The organism is Catenulispora sp. GAS73, from assembly GCF_041262085.1.
Lineage (GTDB): Bacteria > Actinomycetota > Actinomycetes > Streptomycetales > Catenulisporaceae > Catenulispora.
The window spans coordinates 21,146-37,813 of record NZ_JBGCCM010000046.1 but is presented as its reverse complement, the minus strand read 5'-3'; the positions used below and the strand labels follow the sequence as shown (position 1 = coordinate 37,813).

The 16,668-nt window shown below is 72.3% G+C and carries 16 protein-coding genes; 4 read left to right on the top strand and 12 right to left on the bottom strand.

Annotated features, from left to right (window positions below; genetic code table 11):
- The first annotated feature begins 72 nt into the window (after positions 1-72).
- Positions 73-1,221: a non-hydrolyzing UDP-N-acetylglucosamine 2-epimerase gene (gene wecB, locus ABH935_RS44145; protein WP_370383984.1), complete on the top strand. Its 1,149-nt coding sequence runs from the start codon at positions 73-75 to the stop codon at positions 1,219-1,221.
- A gap of 87 nt (positions 1,222-1,308) precedes the next feature.
- Here wecB and ABH935_RS44140 read toward each other — a convergent pair whose 3' ends face one another.
- From ABH935_RS44140 to ABH935_RS44130, 3 genes are all read right to left on the bottom strand, one after another.
- Complete coding sequence (locus tag ABH935_RS44140) at positions 1,309-2,859, bottom strand: glycosyltransferase family 4 protein (protein ID WP_370383983.1); 1,551 nt, start codon at positions 2,857-2,859, stop codon at positions 1,309-1,311.
- Between the two features lie 92 nt (positions 2,860-2,951).
- A complete protein-coding gene (locus ABH935_RS44135) occupies positions 2,952-4,463 on the bottom strand; it encodes a glycosyltransferase (protein WP_370383982.1) in 1,512 nt (503 codons plus the stop codon).
- A gap of 131 nt (positions 4,464-4,594) precedes the next feature.
- Positions 4,595-6,259 (bottom strand): glycosyltransferase family 4 protein, encoded by a 1,665-nt coding sequence (locus ABH935_RS44130; RefSeq protein ID WP_370383981.1) that lies wholly within the window; start codon positions 6,257-6,259, stop codon positions 4,595-4,597.
- A 79-nt stretch (positions 6,260-6,338) separates the two neighbouring features.
- On the opposite strand from ABH935_RS44130, the gene ABH935_RS44125 reads away from it, so the two are divergent.
- A complete protein-coding gene (locus ABH935_RS44125; RefSeq protein WP_370383979.1) occupies positions 6,339-6,890 on the top strand; it encodes a Uma2 family endonuclease in 552 nt (183 codons plus the stop codon).
- Between the two features lies 1 nt (position 6,891).
- On the opposite strand, the gene ABH935_RS44120 is transcribed toward ABH935_RS44125, so the two are convergent.
- The 5 genes from ABH935_RS44120 to ABH935_RS44100 form a co-directional block, all read right to left on the bottom strand.
- Positions 6,892-8,154, bottom strand: coding sequence for a hypothetical protein (locus ABH935_RS44120; protein ID WP_370383978.1), 1,263 nt, complete (start codon positions 8,152-8,154; stop codon positions 6,892-6,894).
- A 43-nt stretch (positions 8,155-8,197) separates the two neighbouring features.
- Positions 8,198-9,364, bottom strand: coding sequence for a glycosyltransferase family 4 protein (locus ABH935_RS44115; RefSeq protein ID WP_370383977.1), 1,167 nt, complete (start codon positions 9,362-9,364; stop codon positions 8,198-8,200).
- A 6-nt stretch (positions 9,365-9,370) separates the two neighbouring features.
- A complete protein-coding gene (locus ABH935_RS44110; RefSeq protein WP_370383976.1) occupies positions 9,371-10,447 on the bottom strand; it encodes a glycosyltransferase family 2 protein in 1,077 nt (358 codons plus the stop codon).
- A gap of 79 nt (positions 10,448-10,526) precedes the next feature.
- Positions 10,527-10,904 carry an ACT domain-containing protein gene (locus ABH935_RS44105; RefSeq protein WP_370383974.1) on the bottom strand — a complete coding sequence of 126 codons (378 nt, stop codon included), beginning with the start codon at positions 10,902-10,904 and terminating at the stop codon, positions 10,527-10,529.
- The gene (locus ABH935_RS44100; protein WP_370383973.1) at positions 10,901-11,539 is read right to left on the bottom strand and encodes an acyl-CoA thioesterase; all 639 of its coding nucleotides are present in this window, start codon (positions 11,537-11,539) and stop codon (positions 10,901-10,903) included. Before ABH935_RS44100 ends, ABH935_RS44105 begins: the two co-directional genes overlap by 4 nt.
- 160 nt (positions 11,540-11,699) lie before the next feature.
- On the opposite strand from ABH935_RS44100, the gene ABH935_RS44095 reads away from it, so the two are divergent.
- Positions 11,700-12,542, top strand: coding sequence for a hypothetical protein (locus tag ABH935_RS44095; protein WP_370383972.1), 843 nt, complete (start codon positions 11,700-11,702; stop codon positions 12,540-12,542).
- A gap of 22 nt (positions 12,543-12,564) precedes the next feature.
- Here ABH935_RS44095 and ABH935_RS44090 read toward each other — a convergent pair whose 3' ends face one another.
- Positions 12,565-13,119 (bottom strand): dihydrofolate reductase family protein, encoded by a 555-nt coding sequence (locus tag ABH935_RS44090; protein WP_370383971.1) that lies wholly within the window; start codon positions 13,117-13,119, stop codon positions 12,565-12,567.
- Between the two features lie 155 nt (positions 13,120-13,274).
- On the opposite strand from ABH935_RS44090, the gene ABH935_RS44085 reads away from it, so the two are divergent.
- Positions 13,275-13,511 carry a hypothetical protein gene (locus ABH935_RS44085; protein WP_370383970.1) on the top strand — a complete coding sequence of 79 codons (237 nt, stop codon included), beginning with the start codon at positions 13,275-13,277 and terminating at the stop codon, positions 13,509-13,511.
- Position 13,512: 1 nt separating this feature from the next.
- Here ABH935_RS44085 and ABH935_RS44080 read toward each other — a convergent pair whose 3' ends face one another.
- The 3 genes from ABH935_RS44080 to ABH935_RS44070 all read right to left on the bottom strand — a co-directional run bounded on the left by ABH935_RS44080 (position 13,513) and on the right by ABH935_RS44070 (position 16,571).
- Positions 13,513-14,514, bottom strand: a complete 1,002-nt coding sequence (locus ABH935_RS44080; RefSeq protein ID WP_370383969.1) for a sigma-70 family RNA polymerase sigma factor — start codon at positions 14,512-14,514, stop codon at positions 13,513-13,515.
- An 84-nt stretch (positions 14,515-14,598) separates the two neighbouring features.
- A complete protein-coding gene (locus ABH935_RS44075) occupies positions 14,599-15,258 on the bottom strand; it encodes a response regulator (protein WP_370383968.1) in 660 nt (219 codons plus the stop codon).
- A complete protein-coding gene (locus tag ABH935_RS44070; RefSeq protein WP_370383967.1) occupies positions 15,255-16,571 on the bottom strand; it encodes a sensor histidine kinase in 1,317 nt (438 codons plus the stop codon). Before ABH935_RS44070 ends, ABH935_RS44075 begins: the two co-directional genes overlap by 4 nt.
- Between the last annotated feature and the right edge of the window lie 97 nt (positions 16,572-16,668).

Below are 16,668 nucleotides of genomic sequence, written 5' to 3'. Positions count from 1 at the left end.
GTGCCCGCCCCCGGTCCCGAGCACTGCACGCGCTCGGCCCCGATCGGGTTGCATGCGGCGAGTGTTCTACAGTTGCCGGGTCAAGCAGCGGAACGAGCACGGACGGCGGCAGCCTTGAGGATCATCTGCGTGGCGGGGGCCCGCCCCAACTACATGAAGATCAAGCCGGTCATGGACGCGCTGGAGGCGCGCGGGGCCGAGGTGGTGCTGGTGCACACCGGCCAGCACTACGACGAGGCGATGAACGACGTCTTCTTCCGCGACCTCGGCATCCGCACCCCGGACCGCTACCTGGGCGCCGGGTCCGGAAGCCAGGCCGAGCAGACCGCGCGCATCATGCTGGCCTTCGAGCCGGTGGTGGGCGAGTTGGCGCCGGACGCGGTCGTGGTGGTCGGCGACGTGACCTCCACCGTGGCCTGCGGCCTGGTCGCGGCCAAGGCCGGGACGCTGCTGGCGCACGTCGAGGCGGGCCTGCGCAGCCGCGACTGGTCGATGCCGGAGGAGGTCAACCGGGTCGTGGTCGACCGGCTGTCGGACTACCTGCTGGCGCCGTCCCCGGACGCCGTGGACAACCTGCGCGCCGAGGGCTACCGCGAGGACCAGGTGCACCTGGTCGGCAACGTCATGATCGACACGCTGTTCGCGAACCGCGAGCGTGCGCTGGCCTCCGGCGCGCTGGAGCAGCTGGGCCTGACCCCCGGGGGCTACGGCCTGGTGACCCTGCACCGCCCGGCGAACGTCGACTCCCCCGAGGCCCTGGCCCCGCTGGTCGGCGCCCTGATGAAGGTCGCCGAGGAGCTGCCGCTGATCCTGCCGGCCCACCCGCGCGCCGCCACCGCGCTCCGCGAGCTGGTCACGACCGACCGCATCCGCCTGATCCCGCCGGCCGGCTACCTGGACTTCGTGGCCCTGCAGGCCGGGGCCCGCATCGTGTTGACCGACAGCGGCGGTGTACAGGAGGAGACGACGGCGCTCGGCGTGCCCTGCGTGACGCTGCGCGACAACACTGAGCGGCCGATCACGGTCAGCGAGGGCACGAACATCCTGGCCGGGCTCGACCCCACGCGCATCGTCGAGATCGCGCAGCGGGTGCTGGCCGACCCGCCGGCGGCGCGGCGCCCCGAGCTGTGGGACGGGCACGCCGGGGACCGGATCGCCGAGGTGCTGCTGAGCGGTGGGAGTGCGGCGACACGGCTGCGGCCGACGGATCTGGCGCGGTGACCGGCACGCTCCGGGCATTTGATCCGACCGGAGATGCTTCGCCCCTTTTAGATATGTTTACCGCTCGCCACCGACGAAAACGGTGGCTCAGCCCTTCCCGGTAACCTCGCGGTACAGCCCGAGCATCGTCTCGGCCTGCCCCTCCCACGAGTACTGACGCAGCGTCTCCTCGCTGTAAGCCTTCGTATACGCGGCCGGGTCCTTGAGCACCTTGCGCGCCGCCTCGACGAACGAGGTCACGTCGCCGGCGGTGTAGACCTCGCCGTTGCCCAGCTCGCGGGTCAGCTGCGAGGTGGCCTTGACGTCGCTGGCGACCACCGGGAGCCCGGCGCTGATGTAGGACCAGAACTTGGTGGTGATGGTGAGCTCGTGCAGCGGGATGTGGAGCAGGGTGTCGATGCCGATCGTCGCCGAGCGCAGGTACGCGGTCAGCTCCTCGCTGGGGACGTAGTCCAGGAGGTGGAAGCGGTCTGAGACGCCCAGCTTCTCCGCCATCGTCACGAGTTCGGCGACGTAGCCGTCGCGGCGGCCGACCAGCAGGGCGGCGTGCACGCCGTCGAGCTCCGGCAGCGCCTCGACCACGGTCTGCAGGCCGCGGACCTTGGTCACGCTGCCCGGGTGCACCAGCAGCGGGACGTCGTCGGCCAGGCCAAGGGCGCCGCGCACGCCGGGCACGTCGTCGCCGGAGGCGGCCAGGTCGGCCAGCGCCGGCATGTTCTTCACCAGCACGGGGGCCTTGCGGCCGGGGAACTTCTCGATGCCGTGGAACTCGACCATCGCCTCGGCGTAGCCCTCGATCGGGCTCATCACCGCGTCGGCCAGCGGCAGGTACTTGGCCTCCTGGGCGGCCATGGCCGGGGCCCAGGTCGGGTTGTCGCGGGTGTCGCCGGCGAAGAACTCGTGGGCGTCGTAGACGACCTTCACGGTGCGGCCCCTGGCCCTGGCCCGGGCCGCCGCGCGCACCGCGACGCCCAGCATCTCGGCGTCGTTGGCGTGTATCAGGTCCGGCTCCAGCTCGTCGGCGGCGCGGCCGAAGGAGTCCTCGAAGTCGACCAGGCGCGGCTGGGCGTTCCACACCGCGCCCTCGCCGCCGCGGCGGACCAGCAGGCGCTCCAGGGAGGTGCTCGGCGAGTCCTGCACGATGTTGTAGTTGTGGTCCAGGGCCTGCTTGCGGGCCGAGATCCAGTAGCCGGCGGCCTTCACGCCCAGCGACTTGGCCGCCAGCATCGCCTCGTCGACCAGCTTGGCCGCCGGGTTCAGGCCGTCGGCGGACCGGCGGGAGAGCAGCTCGCGCTCGACCGCCAGGTTGGACTGGCGGATGCGCTGGCGCTGGTGCTTGACCTTGCCGAGCTCGACCGTGGAGTACGCGATCAGACCGCTGACACCGCTGCGGCGCGGGTGGTAGGTGCGGTACTTCGTGGCCGCCATACTCTCGGCGGGGCGCAGGATCGTGACCTCGCCGGACTTGGACTCCTCACGCTTGCCGCTGCGCGAGCGGCCGACCAGGTAGGTGTCCCACCCGGCTTCGGCCGCCGAGCGGGCCTCTTTCTGGACGCGGGAGTCCCCGTCTATGAAGTTCCCGACCAGCATGACAACGCGTGGGCGCACATCAACGCGGCGCTGGTCGGGAGTGGTCACTGTTCCTCCGGGGGCAGTTGTGGACTGGCTCGGATTCTAGCAACGGTATATATGACCTTCATCCCGGCAGGGATCTGGCAGGGGATATGCCCTCAGCCGCGAAGCCACGGCTCCAGCGCCTCGGCGGACTTGCGGCCGTCGTGGTACTCGCGGACGAACGCCCGGCCCGTCGCGGCCACCGCGCGCGCCTTGTCCCGGTCGGCGAGCACGCCTTCGATGACCTCGGCCAGGGAGTCCGGGTCGGCCTGGATCGTCGGGATCTCGGCCGGGACCCGGTCGCGCACCCGCTGGTCGATGTTCGCGATGCTCACCCGGCCGGCGGCCATCGCCTGGCAGGTCATGACGCCGTAGTTGCCGATCACGAAGTGGTCCAGCACGATGTCCGCGTCCTGCACCACGCCGACCAGCTCGGCCTGCGGGATGTGCTCCAGCCGCCGGTACTCGATCAGGCCGCGGGACTCCAGGTCGCGCAGCGTCGGCTCGATCAGGTCCGAGCCCTTCATGAACGGCCGCGACGGCGCGTGCACGACCACCGGCACCTCGCGCTCCAGCGGCGTGCGCGTCCCCTCGGTCCACTGCTCCAGGTCCACGACCACCGGCAGCCAGGTGGCGCGCGGGACGTCGTCGATCAGGTCCGGGGTGGAGACGAAGACCGGGCCGTCGAACTCCTCGACCCACTTGGCCATCTCGGCAGTCTTGCCCCGCAGCACCTCGGTGAGCTTCTGGTCCTCCTCACTGACCGGCGCGCGGAACGGCGAGAACTTGTAGAGCTCGATGTGCCGGTCGGGCGAACGGATGTCGGAGCCGTGGAAGAGCAGCGCGGTCCGGATGCCGGCCCGGCGCAGCTCGGGCAGGTCGTCGGCGAGCTGGCCGCCGTTGAGCCGGCCCAGGACCGCCAGGCCGCTCTCGGACAGGACGTGGGTGACGGTGTCCAGGGTGTCGGCGACCCGGCCCAGGCCCCACACCGGGTCGACCCAGTCCTTGTCCTCGGCCTTGATGTCGGAGCCGTAGGCGAAGGCGTAGCTCTTCTTCTGGAGGTTGCGGGCCGGGATCCCGGCGTGCTCCCGCACGGCGACGGCCCAGGCGTGGCCCATGCCGGCGTTGTTGTTGGAGCCGATGAGCAGCGAGGTCTGCGGGCTCTTGGCGGCCGGCTGGGCCTCGCCGGGCGCCACGGCGGCGCGGCCGAGCCTGGCCACGGCCTTCTCGGCGGTCTTGTCGCAGGCCACGACGACGTCGGGGGCGAAGGCGTCGAGGTAGGGGCCGATCTCGGCGGCGACGTCGGCGGCGGACCAGGTGGCGGCCGGGTTGCCCAGCGCCTTGCCCCGGGCGTTGCGCGTGGTCAGGACGGCCTTGCGACCGAGCTTGCCGAGGGCGCCGGGGGCGGCGTCGAAGGACGTGCCGACCCGGAGCTCGACGACGTGCACCCCGCCGCGCGACGGATCGGGCTTCCGCTTCCCGAACGCCGGCGTGAGGAACAGGACGCTGTACCCGGCGGCGAGGAGCCGATCGGCCTCGGCGCGCGCGGCCGAGGCGGCGGCCGCCGGGGCCGCGGAGACGACGGCGGCGCGGCTGCGCGCGGCGGCGGGCTGGTCCTGCTCAGACATGGCTCGGCGGCTTTCTGGTGGAGCGGGCTGGGGCGGGCTGGGACGCCGCACCGTGGTACGGGTCGCACGGAGCAGCGCCGCCACGTTAGCCGATTCAGGTGAGGCAGGTGGGGTGGACCGCCGGTCTGCGGTCAGCCACGGGCGACGCTCTCCGCCGCCTCGGCGGGGTCCGGGCGCGAGGTCGGCACCCGGCCGCCACTTTCGCCGCCCTCATCGGCCTCGCTGTCATCGCCGTCATCGCTGCCCTCGCTGCGCGCACCACCCGGCTCCGGCCGCAGCCCGCTCACCCGCTCGTACACCTCCAGCAGCGCGGGCACCTGCCCCTCCCAGCTGTGCGCCGCCAGCATCTCGTCCGTGTAGACCGCCGCGTAGCGCTCGCGGTCGGCCGCGACCTTGCGTACCGCCCTCGCCAGGCCGTCGACGTCGTCGACCTCGAAGACCTCGCCGTTGCGCAGCCGGCGGGTCAGCTCGCCGGCCGCCTTCACGTCGCTGACCACCACCGGCAGGCGGGCGCCGATGTAGGACCAGTACTTGGTCGTGATCGTCAGTTCCTGGGTGGGGATGCGGCGGAGTGTGTCGACGCCCGCCGTCGCCGACGCGATGAAGTCGGTGAGCTCCTCGACCGGGACGTAGTCCAGCACGTGGAACTGCTCCGCCACGCCCAGCCGGGCCGCCAGCTCGGCCAGCTCCGCGACGTGCCCGGCGCGCGAGCCGACGAGGAGCGCCAGGTGCGCCTCCGGCAGCTGCGGGAGCGCGCGGACCGCGGTGTCCAGGCCGCGGATCGGCGTCACCGAGCCCGGGTACACCAGCAGCGTCGCCTCCGGCCCCAGCCCCAGCCGCCCGCGCACGCCCGGGCCCCGGCCGCCGGGCACGCTGAACGTCGCGGCCTCCGGCATGTTCCGCACCACCGTCGGCCGCACCGCGAGGCCGTGGTGCTCGACCAGCTTGTCGGCGAAGTTGTCGACGGCCGTCACCACCGCGTCGGCCATCGGGATGTACTTCGCCTCCTGAGCCGTTATCACCGGCGCCCACGTGACGTCCTCGGGACGGATGTCGCCGGCGGTGTACTCGTGCGAGTCGTAGACCACCGCGACCCGCCGCCCGGCGACCCGCGCCCGCACCGCCGCCCGCACCGCGACACCGAGCATCTCGGCGTCGTTGGCGTGCAGCACGTCCGGCATCAGCTCGTCGGCCATCCGCCCGAACGAGTCCTCGAAGTCCGCCAGCCGGGGCTGCGCCGCCCACGCCGCCGCCTCACTGCCCCGCCGCACCAACAGCCGCTCCAGCGCACTGCTCGGCCCGCCCCCGGCCGCCGCCGCGTAGTTGCGGTCGAAAGCCTGCTTGCGCACCGCGACCCAGCGCCCGCGCAGCCGCACACTCAGGACCCGAAGCCGCAACACCAAACGCGTCCCCAGCGCCTCAAGCGCACCGGCCCCGTCCGTGACCCGCCGCGCCAGCAACTCCCGATCCGCACCCAGATCCCGCTGCCGCAACCGCTGCCGCTGATGCCGCGTCCGGCTGAGCTCCGCCGAGCGGTAGGCGACCAGGCCGCGAACGCCCCGCCGATGAGGATGCGAGGCGCGATATCGCGTGGCGGTCATGGTCTCGGCGGCGCGCACGACGGTCGCACCGCCCAGCGCGTACTCCTCCCGCCGCCCACTCGGCGACCGCCCGACCAGATACGTGTCCCAGCCTGCGGCGGCGGCGTACCGCGCCTCCTTCTGAACGCGCGAGTCACCCTCCACGAAGTTGCCGACCAACATGACGACGCGGGGTTTGTGGTCGCTGGGAGTCATCGTGCCATTGCATCATGGTGACGCGGGAAGGTTCGGGGACCGGCGCGCGCAACTACGGGCGAACCGAGGGGATTTCGACATGGACTCGATCATGTACGCAACCGAGCCGCTGACCACACATGAGTTCTTCGCCCTCGACGTGGACGAGAAGCTCAAGGTGGAGCTCATCGGCGGCGCACTGGCCGTGAGTCCGTCTACCAAGCCCTGGCATGGAGATGTCGCGCTTGAGCTCCGCGATGTTCTGAAGGCGGTCCTCGGTCCGCGGTTCAGGATCTACCTCGACCTCGATGTGAGGATTGATGAGGAAAACGTCCCGCGACCGGACCTCTTCGTCGTCCTGTCCCAGCCCTCCAAACGGGACCGCGTAACCGAAGCCGCCGATGTTCTGCTGGCTGTCGAAATCATGTCGCCGGGTTCGAAAGTGAACGATCGCAGAGTCAAACCATCGCTTTACCGCGAGGCCGGCATCCCGTCATGGCGCATCGAGCGCAGCGGTGACCATCTCGCTCTCATCGAAATCCCGGTCTGCGGCCAAGAACAAACCCACCTCGGCCAGGTTGTCCTGGAAGTCGCCAGCTTCGACGTCCCTATCGACCTCGACGCGATCGCCTACTACGCGTTCGAGGAATGACCTACTTCAGCTTCTTCCGCAGCCCGCGATAAGCCCGGTCCGCCTTCCGCACCGCCAGATGCAGCCCCGGCCGCTCCTCCAGCCGGTCCCGCCGCGTCAGCCCGGGCAGCGGCTCGCCGTTCGGGCCCAGCTGCGCGCGCAGGCGCTCGATCTCGGCCTCCAGCTCCCGCACCCGCTTCTTGCCGGTCGACTCCGGCCACTCCGGGTAGGCGCTGACTACGCGCCCCCGCTCGCGCGTGTACGCGGCCAGCAGCTGCGCCGCCACCACCTTGCTGTCGTGGCGCTGCGTCACCCACGTCAGACCCTCGGCGCGCAGCCGCGTGCGCTCCGCCGGGTCGCCCGCCAGCTTGCGGACCACGTCGGCCAGCGTGGCGCCGGTGGCCTCGACGATCGGCACCTCCGACACTGCCGCGCCGGGCATCGCCTCGCGCGCCCGCACCCGGTCGTGGATGTGCGCGATCGCGACCGCGCCGCTGGCCATCGCCTCGCAGGAGACGACGCCGTGGTCGCCGATGGTCAGGGAGTCGACCACCAGGTCCGCCTTGGCGAACTCCGCCTTCACCTGGTCGCGGGTCAGGCCGGACAGGGGGCGGTAGACGATCACGCCCTCGTCGTGCAGCGGCCGGAGGGCCGCGTCGACCAGGTCGGAGCCCTTCGTGGCGCGGCGGGAGGGCATGTGGACCACGACCGGGACGGCCGGTTCGGCGCCGCGCGGGGTGTGCCAGGCCGCGACGTCCAGGGCCAGCGGCACCAGCTCGGCGTCCGGGACGTAGTCCGGCAGGCCCGCGGTGGAGACGAACATCGCGTCGCAGAAGCGGCGGGCCACCGAGACGCGGGCCAAGATGGCGTCCTCGTCGACGACCGCGCCGGCCAGGTAGGAGTCCGGCTCCCGCTCGGCGTGCACCGACGGCAGCCGCACGTCCGAGCCGTGCCAGTGCATGTAAACCCGCTTGCCGAGCGAGCGCAGGAGCGGCAGGTCCCACAGTTCGGGCAGCACCGGCTCCTTGGCGTCCAGCAGCCCGCGGCCGTACTGCAGGTGGAACACGTCGAAGCCGCGCACCGCCTCGTCCAGCGCCTGCCACCGGTACATCGGATCGGCCAGGAGCCGGTCCTGGTCCCACTCGCGGTCCGGCCTCAGGCCGAACGCCGGCTCGCCGAACGACCACACCTGCGCGTCCACGCCTTGCGCACGCAGCGCCTTGGCCCACTCGGACGGCTGGCCGGCGATGTCCCTGGGGGCGTACAGGACGCGGAGCTTCGACACGGACCGACCCTACTGCGCGGGGTCGGTCCGGAACCACTTGCCCTCACTCGCCTCGCGGGGTCAGCCGTTCGTAGATCCCGCGCAGCACCTCGGAATCGGCCTCCCAGCTCAACGCCGGGGCCGCCGCGCGCACGTTGACCGCGTAGGTCGCGTAGTTGTCCGCGACCTCCTGCAGCGCGGCGGCGAGCGAGGCCGCGTCGCCCGGCGTGTACAGCGCCCCGAGCTTGTGCTCCTCGACCACGCGCCGCAGTTCCTGCACGTCCGTGCCGACCACCGGGACCCCGGCGCGCACGGCGTGGAACAGCTTGTTCGGCATGGCCAGCCGGTGGTTCAGCCACTTGTCCGAGTGCGTGACCAGCGAGATGCCCAGCTCCCGCAGCAGCGCGTCCACCTCGTCCACCGGACGCGCGCCGACCACCTCGGCGGCCTTGGAGTCGTAAGAGCCCAGATACGTGTCGTCGGCCGGCCCGGCGATGACGATCCGCAGCGGCTTCACCAGCTCCGACGCCCCGGCGATGGCCTCCAGCTCGCGGAACGGCGCGATCCGGCCCGCGTATACGGCCCCTGACACCGCCTTCGGCGGGTCCACCGGGCCGCCCTCGGGCATCGGGAACGTGTTGCGGACGACCTCGACGTGCCGCCAGCCGTAAGCCTCGTGCAGCGCGTCGGCCACGCCCTGCCCGACGGTGATCACCGTGGCGGCCCGCGCGCCCCACGCCTGTTCCTGCTTGGCTTCCCGGCGCTTCTGCAACGGCGTCGGGCGGCCGACGCGCGGCCGGCCCTGCCAGAGCTCGTGCGTGTCGTAGACGAGCGGCACGCGGTGTTCCTGCGCCAGCTCCACACCGAGCGGCAGGGCGTTGAAATCGTGCGCGTGCACGACGTCGAACTCCTGCCCGGCGGCCAGCTGCCGGGCGTTGGCGCGCCACGCGGCGAACGCCGAGTTCCGGTGCTGTGGCAGCAGGAGCCAGCGCGCGGCCCGCAGGTGCGGCGGCAGCTTGCGGCGCGCGCCGAGCGATTCGGCGCCCTCCTTGCGGAACGCCGACCCGGCGCCGACGCTGGCCACCGTGACGCCCGCCGGCGGCTCGTAGCCGGTCGAGACGTCCTTGCCGATCACGTGGACCGCGTGGCCGGCGCCGGCCAGCGCCGCGGCCTCGCGCATCACCCGGGTGTCGGTCGCGACGTTGGAGATGACGAGCATCAGGATGCGCATGCGCGGCTACTTCTTAGGGGTCTTGGAGGATTTGCCGGTGGCCTTGGCCAGCCGCGCGGGAGAGGTGAGGAAGCCGTAGCCCCAGGAGCCGTGCATGGTGGCCAGCACCAGCGGCAGCCGGGCGCGGACGCCCGCCGGCAGGCCGCGGGATTCGTAGAGCGCGCCGGCGGTCAGCGCGCCGAAGTAGCCGGCGGGGATCACGAAGCCGAGCGCGGCTATCCCGGGGCCGCCGGTGACGGCGGCCAGCCCGACGACCGTCCCGGTCGCGACGGCCAGCAGCGCCCCGGGCGGCGCGAGGTAGCGCAGGTTGGCGGTGCCGGCGTGGGTGCGCATCACGACGCGGCGCCAGCGGCCGTACTCCTTGTACTGCTTCGCCAGAGCCTTCAGGTTCGGGCGCGGCCGGTAGGTCACCGACAGGCTCGGGTCGAACCAGATCAGCCGGCCGGACTCGCGGATCCGGTGGTTCAGCTCCCAGTCCTGCGCCCGGGTGAAGTGCTCGTCGTAGCCGCCGAGCTCGTCGAGCACGTCGCGCCGGAAGACCCCGAGGTAGACGGTGTCCGACGGGCCGCTCTGGCCGCCGGTGTGGTTGGGGGCGTTGCCGACGCCCAGCTTGCTGGTCATGGCGCGGGCCACGGCCTGCTCGAAGACGGTGACGCCCTCGGCGCGCATGACGCCGCCGACGTTGGCCGCGCCGGTCTCTTCGAGCAGCCGCACCGCGGTCTGGATGTAGCCGGGGACGAGCTCGCCGTGGCCGTCGACGCGGACCACGATGTCGTGCTTGACCTCGGCCAGGGCCGCGTTCAGGGCGGCCGGGGTGCGGCCGGTGGGGTTCGGCACGCTGCGCACGCGGGGATCGGCGGCCGACAGTTCGTCGGCGACCTCCTGGGTGCGGTCCGTGCTCGGGCCGATCGCCAGGATCAGCTCCAGTTCGCCGGGGTAGCCCTGGGCCAGGACACCGTTGACGGCGAACGCGAGGTGGCGCTCCTCGTTGAGGACCGGCATGATCACCGATACCGGGGGCCAGGCGGTCCTGGTCTCCTCAACGGATGCCGCGGTGGGTGCGGAGGGTTCTGAGACGTTCATCGTCGGTCAGATTACCGGCCTACTCTGAACCCTCGGGGCAGATGCACGGACTGCGACCATCCGGTGACCGAACAGATCTTCAGTCGACGGCATGTCCGGCTGCCCGCAACGCCGCGACCGCCCGTTCGGTGTCGGATTCGGGCACCAGCACCAGATCGGCGTGGAACGTGGAGGCGACGAACACCGGCACCGCTGCCGCCGCCAGCGGCTCCAGCAGCGCGGCGAGCATGCCCGGCAGGTTCAGGCCGTGCGCCGTGTCGCCGCCGTAGAGGGCGCGCCACAGCTCGGCGTCCGCGCTCTCGTGCTCGACGACCTCGCGGACCACGGTCAGCCCTTCGGGGGCGCGGACCTGCGCGATCCAGCCGCTCGGCGGCGCGACGGCGGCCGGCAGGTGCTCGACCGTGAAACGCCCGGGGACCAGGCGCAGGCGCTGGGTGCGCTCGCTGGCGGCGCTCACCGGCCGGCCTCCGGGCTGCTCGCGCGGCCATTCGCCGGGCCGTTCGCCGGGCCGTTCGCTGCGGACAGCGCGGCGTCCTCGGCACCCCGCACGGCTCGGTCCCGTCCCGCCTGGTCCCGCGCGGCCTGAATGGCGCGCCGGCGGGCCAGCCGGTGGCTGCGGCGGATCTCCGCCTCGCCGTGCCGGCGCCGGTCCAGATCGGTCTCCAGCACCAGCGGCGGCACCGAGCGCGGCTGGCCCTTGTCGTCGACGGCGACGAACACCAGGTAGGCGCTGGCCACGTGGCGCGGCGCGGTGCCGGCCTCGTTCCACGGCTCGGCCATCACCCGCACGCCGACCTCCATCGAGGTGGCGCCGACCCAGTTCACCTGCGCGTAGGCGTGGACCAGGTCGCCGACCCGGACCGGGTTCAGGAACTGCATCTCGTCCATCGCGGCGGTGACCGCCGGTCCGCCGGAGTGCCGCCCGGCCACGGCCCCGGCGACGTCGTCGACGAACTTCATGACCACGCCGCCGTGCACGGTGCCCAGGAGGTTCACCTCGGTGGGCCCCATGATGTGGGACAGCATGGTGCGCGAAGCGGCGGTGGTACGGGGTGCGGGCTCGGAGGTGCTGCGCGAGGCGTCATCGGTCACCCCATCAGCGTAGATCGTCCCGGGACGTGCCTCGATCCGGGCATCGGTCCCGATGCGCCGGAGACGATAGCGCCGGTGAGACCCGGGTAAGGGGGCTATCCACGCCGCCCTCTCCGGGACAAAATCGCAGGGAGCGGATACTAGACAGGGGGCGTCCGACATGACACAGAACATCTCCGCGAGACGCGGGGCGAAGATAGCGGTTTTCCCGGCACTGGTGCTCTTGATCCTCGTCGCCGCCTTCGACAACCAGTGGACCCGCCACTGGCGCGACGGCAGGTCGGCCGAGGGCGGCAACGCGATGCACAGCTGGAGCGCCGGTCCGGTCAGGGGGTTGAGTGCGCTGGCGTGGCGGGCGACCAAGGAGACCGGCGAGCCGGCCCGCGTCTTCTTCGGGATGATGGCCGAGCCGGTGATCGCGGTCGTCCTGACCTTCCTGCTGCTGATGGTGGTCTGCCGCGGTGTGGCCGCACGGCGCGGACGCTGGACCGTGTTCCTCGGCTCGTGGTTCGTCACCGGCGTGGCCGCGGCGATCGCGTTGATCGCCGGCTCGGCCATCGCCGGCATCGGCATCGCCAACGGCCTGACCGACGGCGGGAACACGCAGTTCGGGCGCGGGGACATCTACTACACGCTGATCGCGATGGGCCTGGGGTTCGGGTTGTTCGCGGGCTGGCTGGTCGGGTTCGTCGCGGTGCTGGTGTACGGGTCGACGGAGCTCTCGGAGCCGTTGAGCACGACCCAGGAGTACGAGGCACCCTCGTACGCCGACTACACGTCGTCGGCCATGTCCTCGGCGGCGCCGTCGTCCGGAGCGGGGTCGAGCGAGGACTACTCGTTCACGCCGACGTCGCCGTATTCCTCGGGTCCCCCGGCTCCCGCCGGCGGAAGCGGGAGCGGGAGCGGGGGCTACGGCGGCTACGAGTCGGAGCCGACGAGCGCCACGACCGAGCTCACGCCGCCGCACGAGAGCGACCCGTACGGCGGCGCGCGGCCTTACTGAGCGCCCTGATCGCTCTGATCGCTCAGTCCTCGGCCGGGCCGTAGACGACGTGCAGCGTGCCGGACTTGAAGACGTCGCACTTGATCAGCCGCAGCTTGATCGGCTCCTCCAGGTCGTCCGGCCACACCCGGAGGCCCTGGCCGAGGGCGATCGGGTGGATGAACAGGTGCAGCTCGTCCAGCAGTCCGGCACCGAGCAGCTGCCGCACCACCGAGACCGATCCGGACACCGCGACCGGGCCGCCCTCGCCGGCCTTGAGCTCGCGGACGAAATCGAGCAGGTCGCCTTCCACCTGCTCGGAGTTGCGCCAGGTGAACTCCAGCTTCTCGTGCGAGACGACGATCTTGCGCGCGTCGCCGAGAAGCTTGGCGAACTCCAGGTCCTGGCCGGCTTCCTCGCGGGCCGGCCAGGCGGCGGCGAAACCGTCGTAGGTCGTGCGGCCGAACAGCAAGGTGTCGGTGAGCTGCTCCGTCACAGCGGCGCCGAGCTCGTCGCTGAAGTACGGGAAGTGCCAGTTCTGGGGCTCGGCCACGACGCCGTCGGCGGCGGAGAAGAAGCCCGCGGTGATGGTGCGCATGGTGTGACTCCTAAGAGGTCCTCGGTGCCTTCGGCGGGCTCCGTGTCGGTCGCTTCGTAGGGTCAGACGGAGGCGCCGTGCCGAACTCATCGCCCTGAGCGAAGATTTTCTCGCCGCATCGATGAATCGGCGCGCCCTCGCGGGTCTGTAGTGGCGTGGGACGCATTGAGCGGTACGACGTGTCGACGATCGAGCAGCCGACCAGAGCGGACCTGGAGCGGCTGGCCCGGCGGCGGCTCGACGCCCGGCGGCGGGGATGCGAGCTGGTGCTCACCGGGGTCGGCGAGCGGCTGCGGCTGCTGCTGGCGCTGACCGGGCTGGACGAGGTGTTCGTGATCGTCGGCGCGGGGCCGCCGGATGAAGTGGTGGAGCTTGTCGAGCCTGAGGGGTAGCTCAGGCCGGCGTGCCGTCGGCCTGGAGCCGCGCGGGCACGCCGAACAGCGGGAACAGCCGGTCGGTGTCCAGGTAGTTGCCGATACCGGCCAGCCGCCCGTCCCGGATCTCCAGGATCATGATCGCCCACGGCGTGAACCCGGCGCCGTCCTCGGCCGGACGGTACTGCGCGAACGCCGGCGACCCGTTGGCCTCCACGGCCAGCAGCCGCGAGCCGCGGCAGCCGCCCCCGGCGCCGTTCCACCAGGCCCGCAGCTCGTCGATCCCCTGAAGCCACAGCTGGTAGGGCGGCATGTTGAGCGAGACGTCGGCGCGCAGCAGCGCGGTCAGGCCGTCGATGTCGAAGGCCTCGAAGGCCTTGACGTACTTGCCCAGGAACTCGCGCTGCTCCTCGTCCAGCGGCTTGGCGGTGTCCCCGCCGGCGGCGCCGTCCTCGGCCAGCGTGGCACGGGCCCGCTGCAACGCGCTGTTCACCGAGGCCACCGACGAATCCAGCAGTTCGGCGGTCTCCGCCGCCGACCACGCCAGCACCTCGCGCAGGATCAGCACGGCCCGCTGGCGCGGCGCGAGCTTCTGCAGCGCGGCGACGAACGCCAGCCGGATGCTCTCCCGCCCGACGGCCACCTCGGCGGGATCCCCGGCGAGCACCCGCTCGTCCGGAATCGGCCCCACCCAGATGTTCTCCTCCAGCTGCGCCAGATTCGGCGCGGTCGCCGATCCGGGCGAGAACAGGTCCATCGGCCGGGCCCGGCGCTGCGCCGCCGGCGCCATGTCCAGGCACACGTTCGTCGCGATCCGGTACAGCCAGGTCCGCAGCTGGGACCGGCCCTGGAACCCCTCGAACTTGGACCAGGCGCGCAGCAGCGTCTCCTGCACCGCGTCCTCCGCCTCGAAGGCGGAGCCCAGCATGCGGTAGCAGTAGGCGGTCAGCTCGCGGCGGAAGGGTTCGAGCTGGTCGGCGACGGCGTCGCGGTCGATGGTCGTGGACACGTTTTTCACCATAGCCCCGGGTTCTGACAGATGGGGTGGTGCTCGGAGAATCCGGGATGGCGGAACGCGCTGATCACAGGCCCGGGGGCGCCGCTATCACGCCTCGTCGAGCAGCCCCGCGTCCCGTCCCACCAAGGCCGCCTGCACCCGGTTCGCCACGCCGAGCTTCGCCATCACCCGCGACACGTGCGCCTTCACCGTCGCCTCGCTCAGGTACAGGTTCTTGCCGATCTGCGCGTTCGACAGCCCGCGCGCCACCTCGGCGAGCACGTCCCGCTCGCGCGGCGTCAGCTCCGCCAGCAGCTTCACGGCCTGGTCGGCGCGGTCCGCGACGCGCAGCCCGGTGTAGTGGTCCAGCAGCCGCTTGGTCACCGGCGGCGAGAGCATCGCGTCGCCGCGGGCCACCACGCGCATCGCCGAGATCAGGTCGCGCGGCGGGGTGTCCTTGAGCAGGAAGCCGGTGGCACCCAGGCGCAGCGCCTCGAAGATGTACGCGTCCAGGTCGAACGTGGTGAGCATGACCACCGGCGGCGGGTCAGGGGTGGCCTGCACGCGGCGCAGCGCCTCCAGGCCGTCCACGCGGGGCATGCGGACGTCCATCAGGACCACGTCCGGGCGGTGCGCCGCCAGGGCGTCGACGACCAGCGAGCCGTCCTCGGCCTCGGCGACCACCCGCAGGTCCTCGGCGGACTCCAGGATGGTGCGCAGGCCGGCGCGGACCAGGCTCTCGTCGTCGACGAGCAGGATGCGGATCATGCGGCGGGCTCCGGGGAGGGGATCAGACGGGGGGCGTCCGGGTCGGCGGTGTGGCCGGCGCGGTCCAACTCATCATCGGTCAGGCCGGCCGTTCCGGCCGAGGGCCCGGTGCCGCACTCGCGGCCCCCCGGGGTGACGATGACACCGTAGTCCGCCTCGTCCTTCTTCGCGTCGGCCTGCGGCCACGGCAGCCAGGCCAGCACCAGGAAGCCGCCGCGGAGCGTCGGGCCGGCCTCGAACGAGCCGCCGGCGACCTCCACACGCTCGCGCAGCCCCGCCAGGCCCGAGCCGGCGCCGGGCAGCGAGGTGCCCACGACGCGCGGCGCCTGGTTCTCCACCCGCACCTCCAGGCCGATGTCGGGCGCGCCGGACAGCCGGACCGTGGTGGCGGCCGAGGCGGCGTGCTTGTGGATGTTGGTCAGCGCCTCCTGGACCACCCGGTAGGCGGCGCGGCCCACCGCCTCCGGCACCGGGGCGTCCAGGCTCAGGCTGCTGTTCGGCACCAGCCGCACCGAGACGCCGGCCGCGGCCGAGCGCTCGACCAGCTCGGCGATGTCCGCGAAGCGCGGCTGCGGGGCCAGCGGGGCCGAGGTGTCGCCGCTGGCCAGCACGCCGAGCACGTCGCGCAGGTCCTCCAGCGCGGAGCGCGCGGTCTCCCGGATCAGGCCGGCGGTCTGGCGGGCCGCGGCGGGCTCGGGGCGCTCGGTGATCTCCAGTCCGCCGGCGTGCAGCGCGATCAGCGAGATGCGGTGCGCCAGGACGTCGTGCATCTCGCGCGCGATCCGGGTCCGCTCGGCCAGCCGGGCGGCCTCGGCCCGGACCTCCTGCTCGGCCTCGGCACGCTCGGCGCGCTCCTGCAGGCCCACCAGCCGGTCGTGGCGGGCGCCGAAGTAGGCGCCGAACAGCACCAGGACCAGCACCCACAACACGTTCACCAGCACGTCGGTGAAGGTCAGGTCGCCGTGGTTCTCGATGGCGGTCTGGGTCAGGTAGGCGGCGCCGCCGAGCGCGGTCAGGCCCCACATCACCCGGTCGCGGCGCTTCACCGCCAGCGCGAACAGCATCATCGCCAGCGGGACCGACACCTGGCCCAGCACGGCCAGGAGCATGGTCAGCACGGTGACGCGCTCGGTGCGGGATCGGCGCCACCACAGCGCGACGGTGCCGACCAGCGCCAGGCCGCCCTGCAGGGCCGCCATCGGAAGGTCGTGCTTGTCGACGCCGTCCGTGTACAGGTCCGTGAGGCCCTCCAGCAGGGCCAACGCCATGACCGCGATGTCGCGGGCGCGCGGGAGCCAGGCCGGGGATTTCACCCCTTCAGCGTAGGTCGGGTGCGGAACGGCGCACGTCCGACTTTCGTAGGGGAACCATGGGGAACGAAGGCATCATGACCGCGGACCCGGCCGGCGT

Excerpts from the sequence above, each read along its gene's own strand:
- ABH935_RS44095 (WP_370383972.1), top strand. The coding sequence starts at position 11,700 with ATGACACAGAACATCTCCGCGAGACGCGGGGCGAAGATAGCGGTTTTC.
- ABH935_RS44110 (WP_370383976.1), bottom strand. The coding sequence starts at position 10,447 with ATGAACGTCTCAGAACCCTCCGCACCCACCGCGGCATCCGTTGAGGAG.
- ABH935_RS44130 (WP_370383981.1), bottom strand. The coding sequence starts at position 6,259 with ATGACTCCCAGCGACCACAAACCCCGCGTCGTCATGTTGGTCGGCAAC.
- ABH935_RS44135 (WP_370383982.1), bottom strand. The coding sequence starts at position 4,463 with ATGTCTGAGCAGGACCAGCCCGCCGCCGCGCGCAGCCGCGCCGCCGTC.
- ABH935_RS44090 (WP_370383971.1), bottom strand. The coding sequence starts at position 13,119 with ATGCGCACCATCACCGCGGGCTTCTTCTCCGCCGCCGACGGCGTCGTG.
- ABH935_RS44115 (WP_370383977.1), bottom strand. The coding sequence starts at position 9,364 with ATGCGCATCCTGATGCTCGTCATCTCCAACGTCGCGACCGACACCCGG.
- ABH935_RS44075 (WP_370383968.1), bottom strand. The coding sequence starts at position 15,258 with ATGATCCGCATCCTGCTCGTCGACGACGAGAGCCTGGTCCGCGCCGGC.
- ABH935_RS44080 (WP_370383969.1), bottom strand. The coding sequence starts at position 14,514 with ATGGTGAAAAACGTGTCCACGACCATCGACCGCGACGCCGTCGCCGAC.
- ABH935_RS44125 (WP_370383979.1), top strand. The coding sequence starts at position 6,339 with ATGGACTCGATCATGTACGCAACCGAGCCGCTGACCACACATGAGTTC.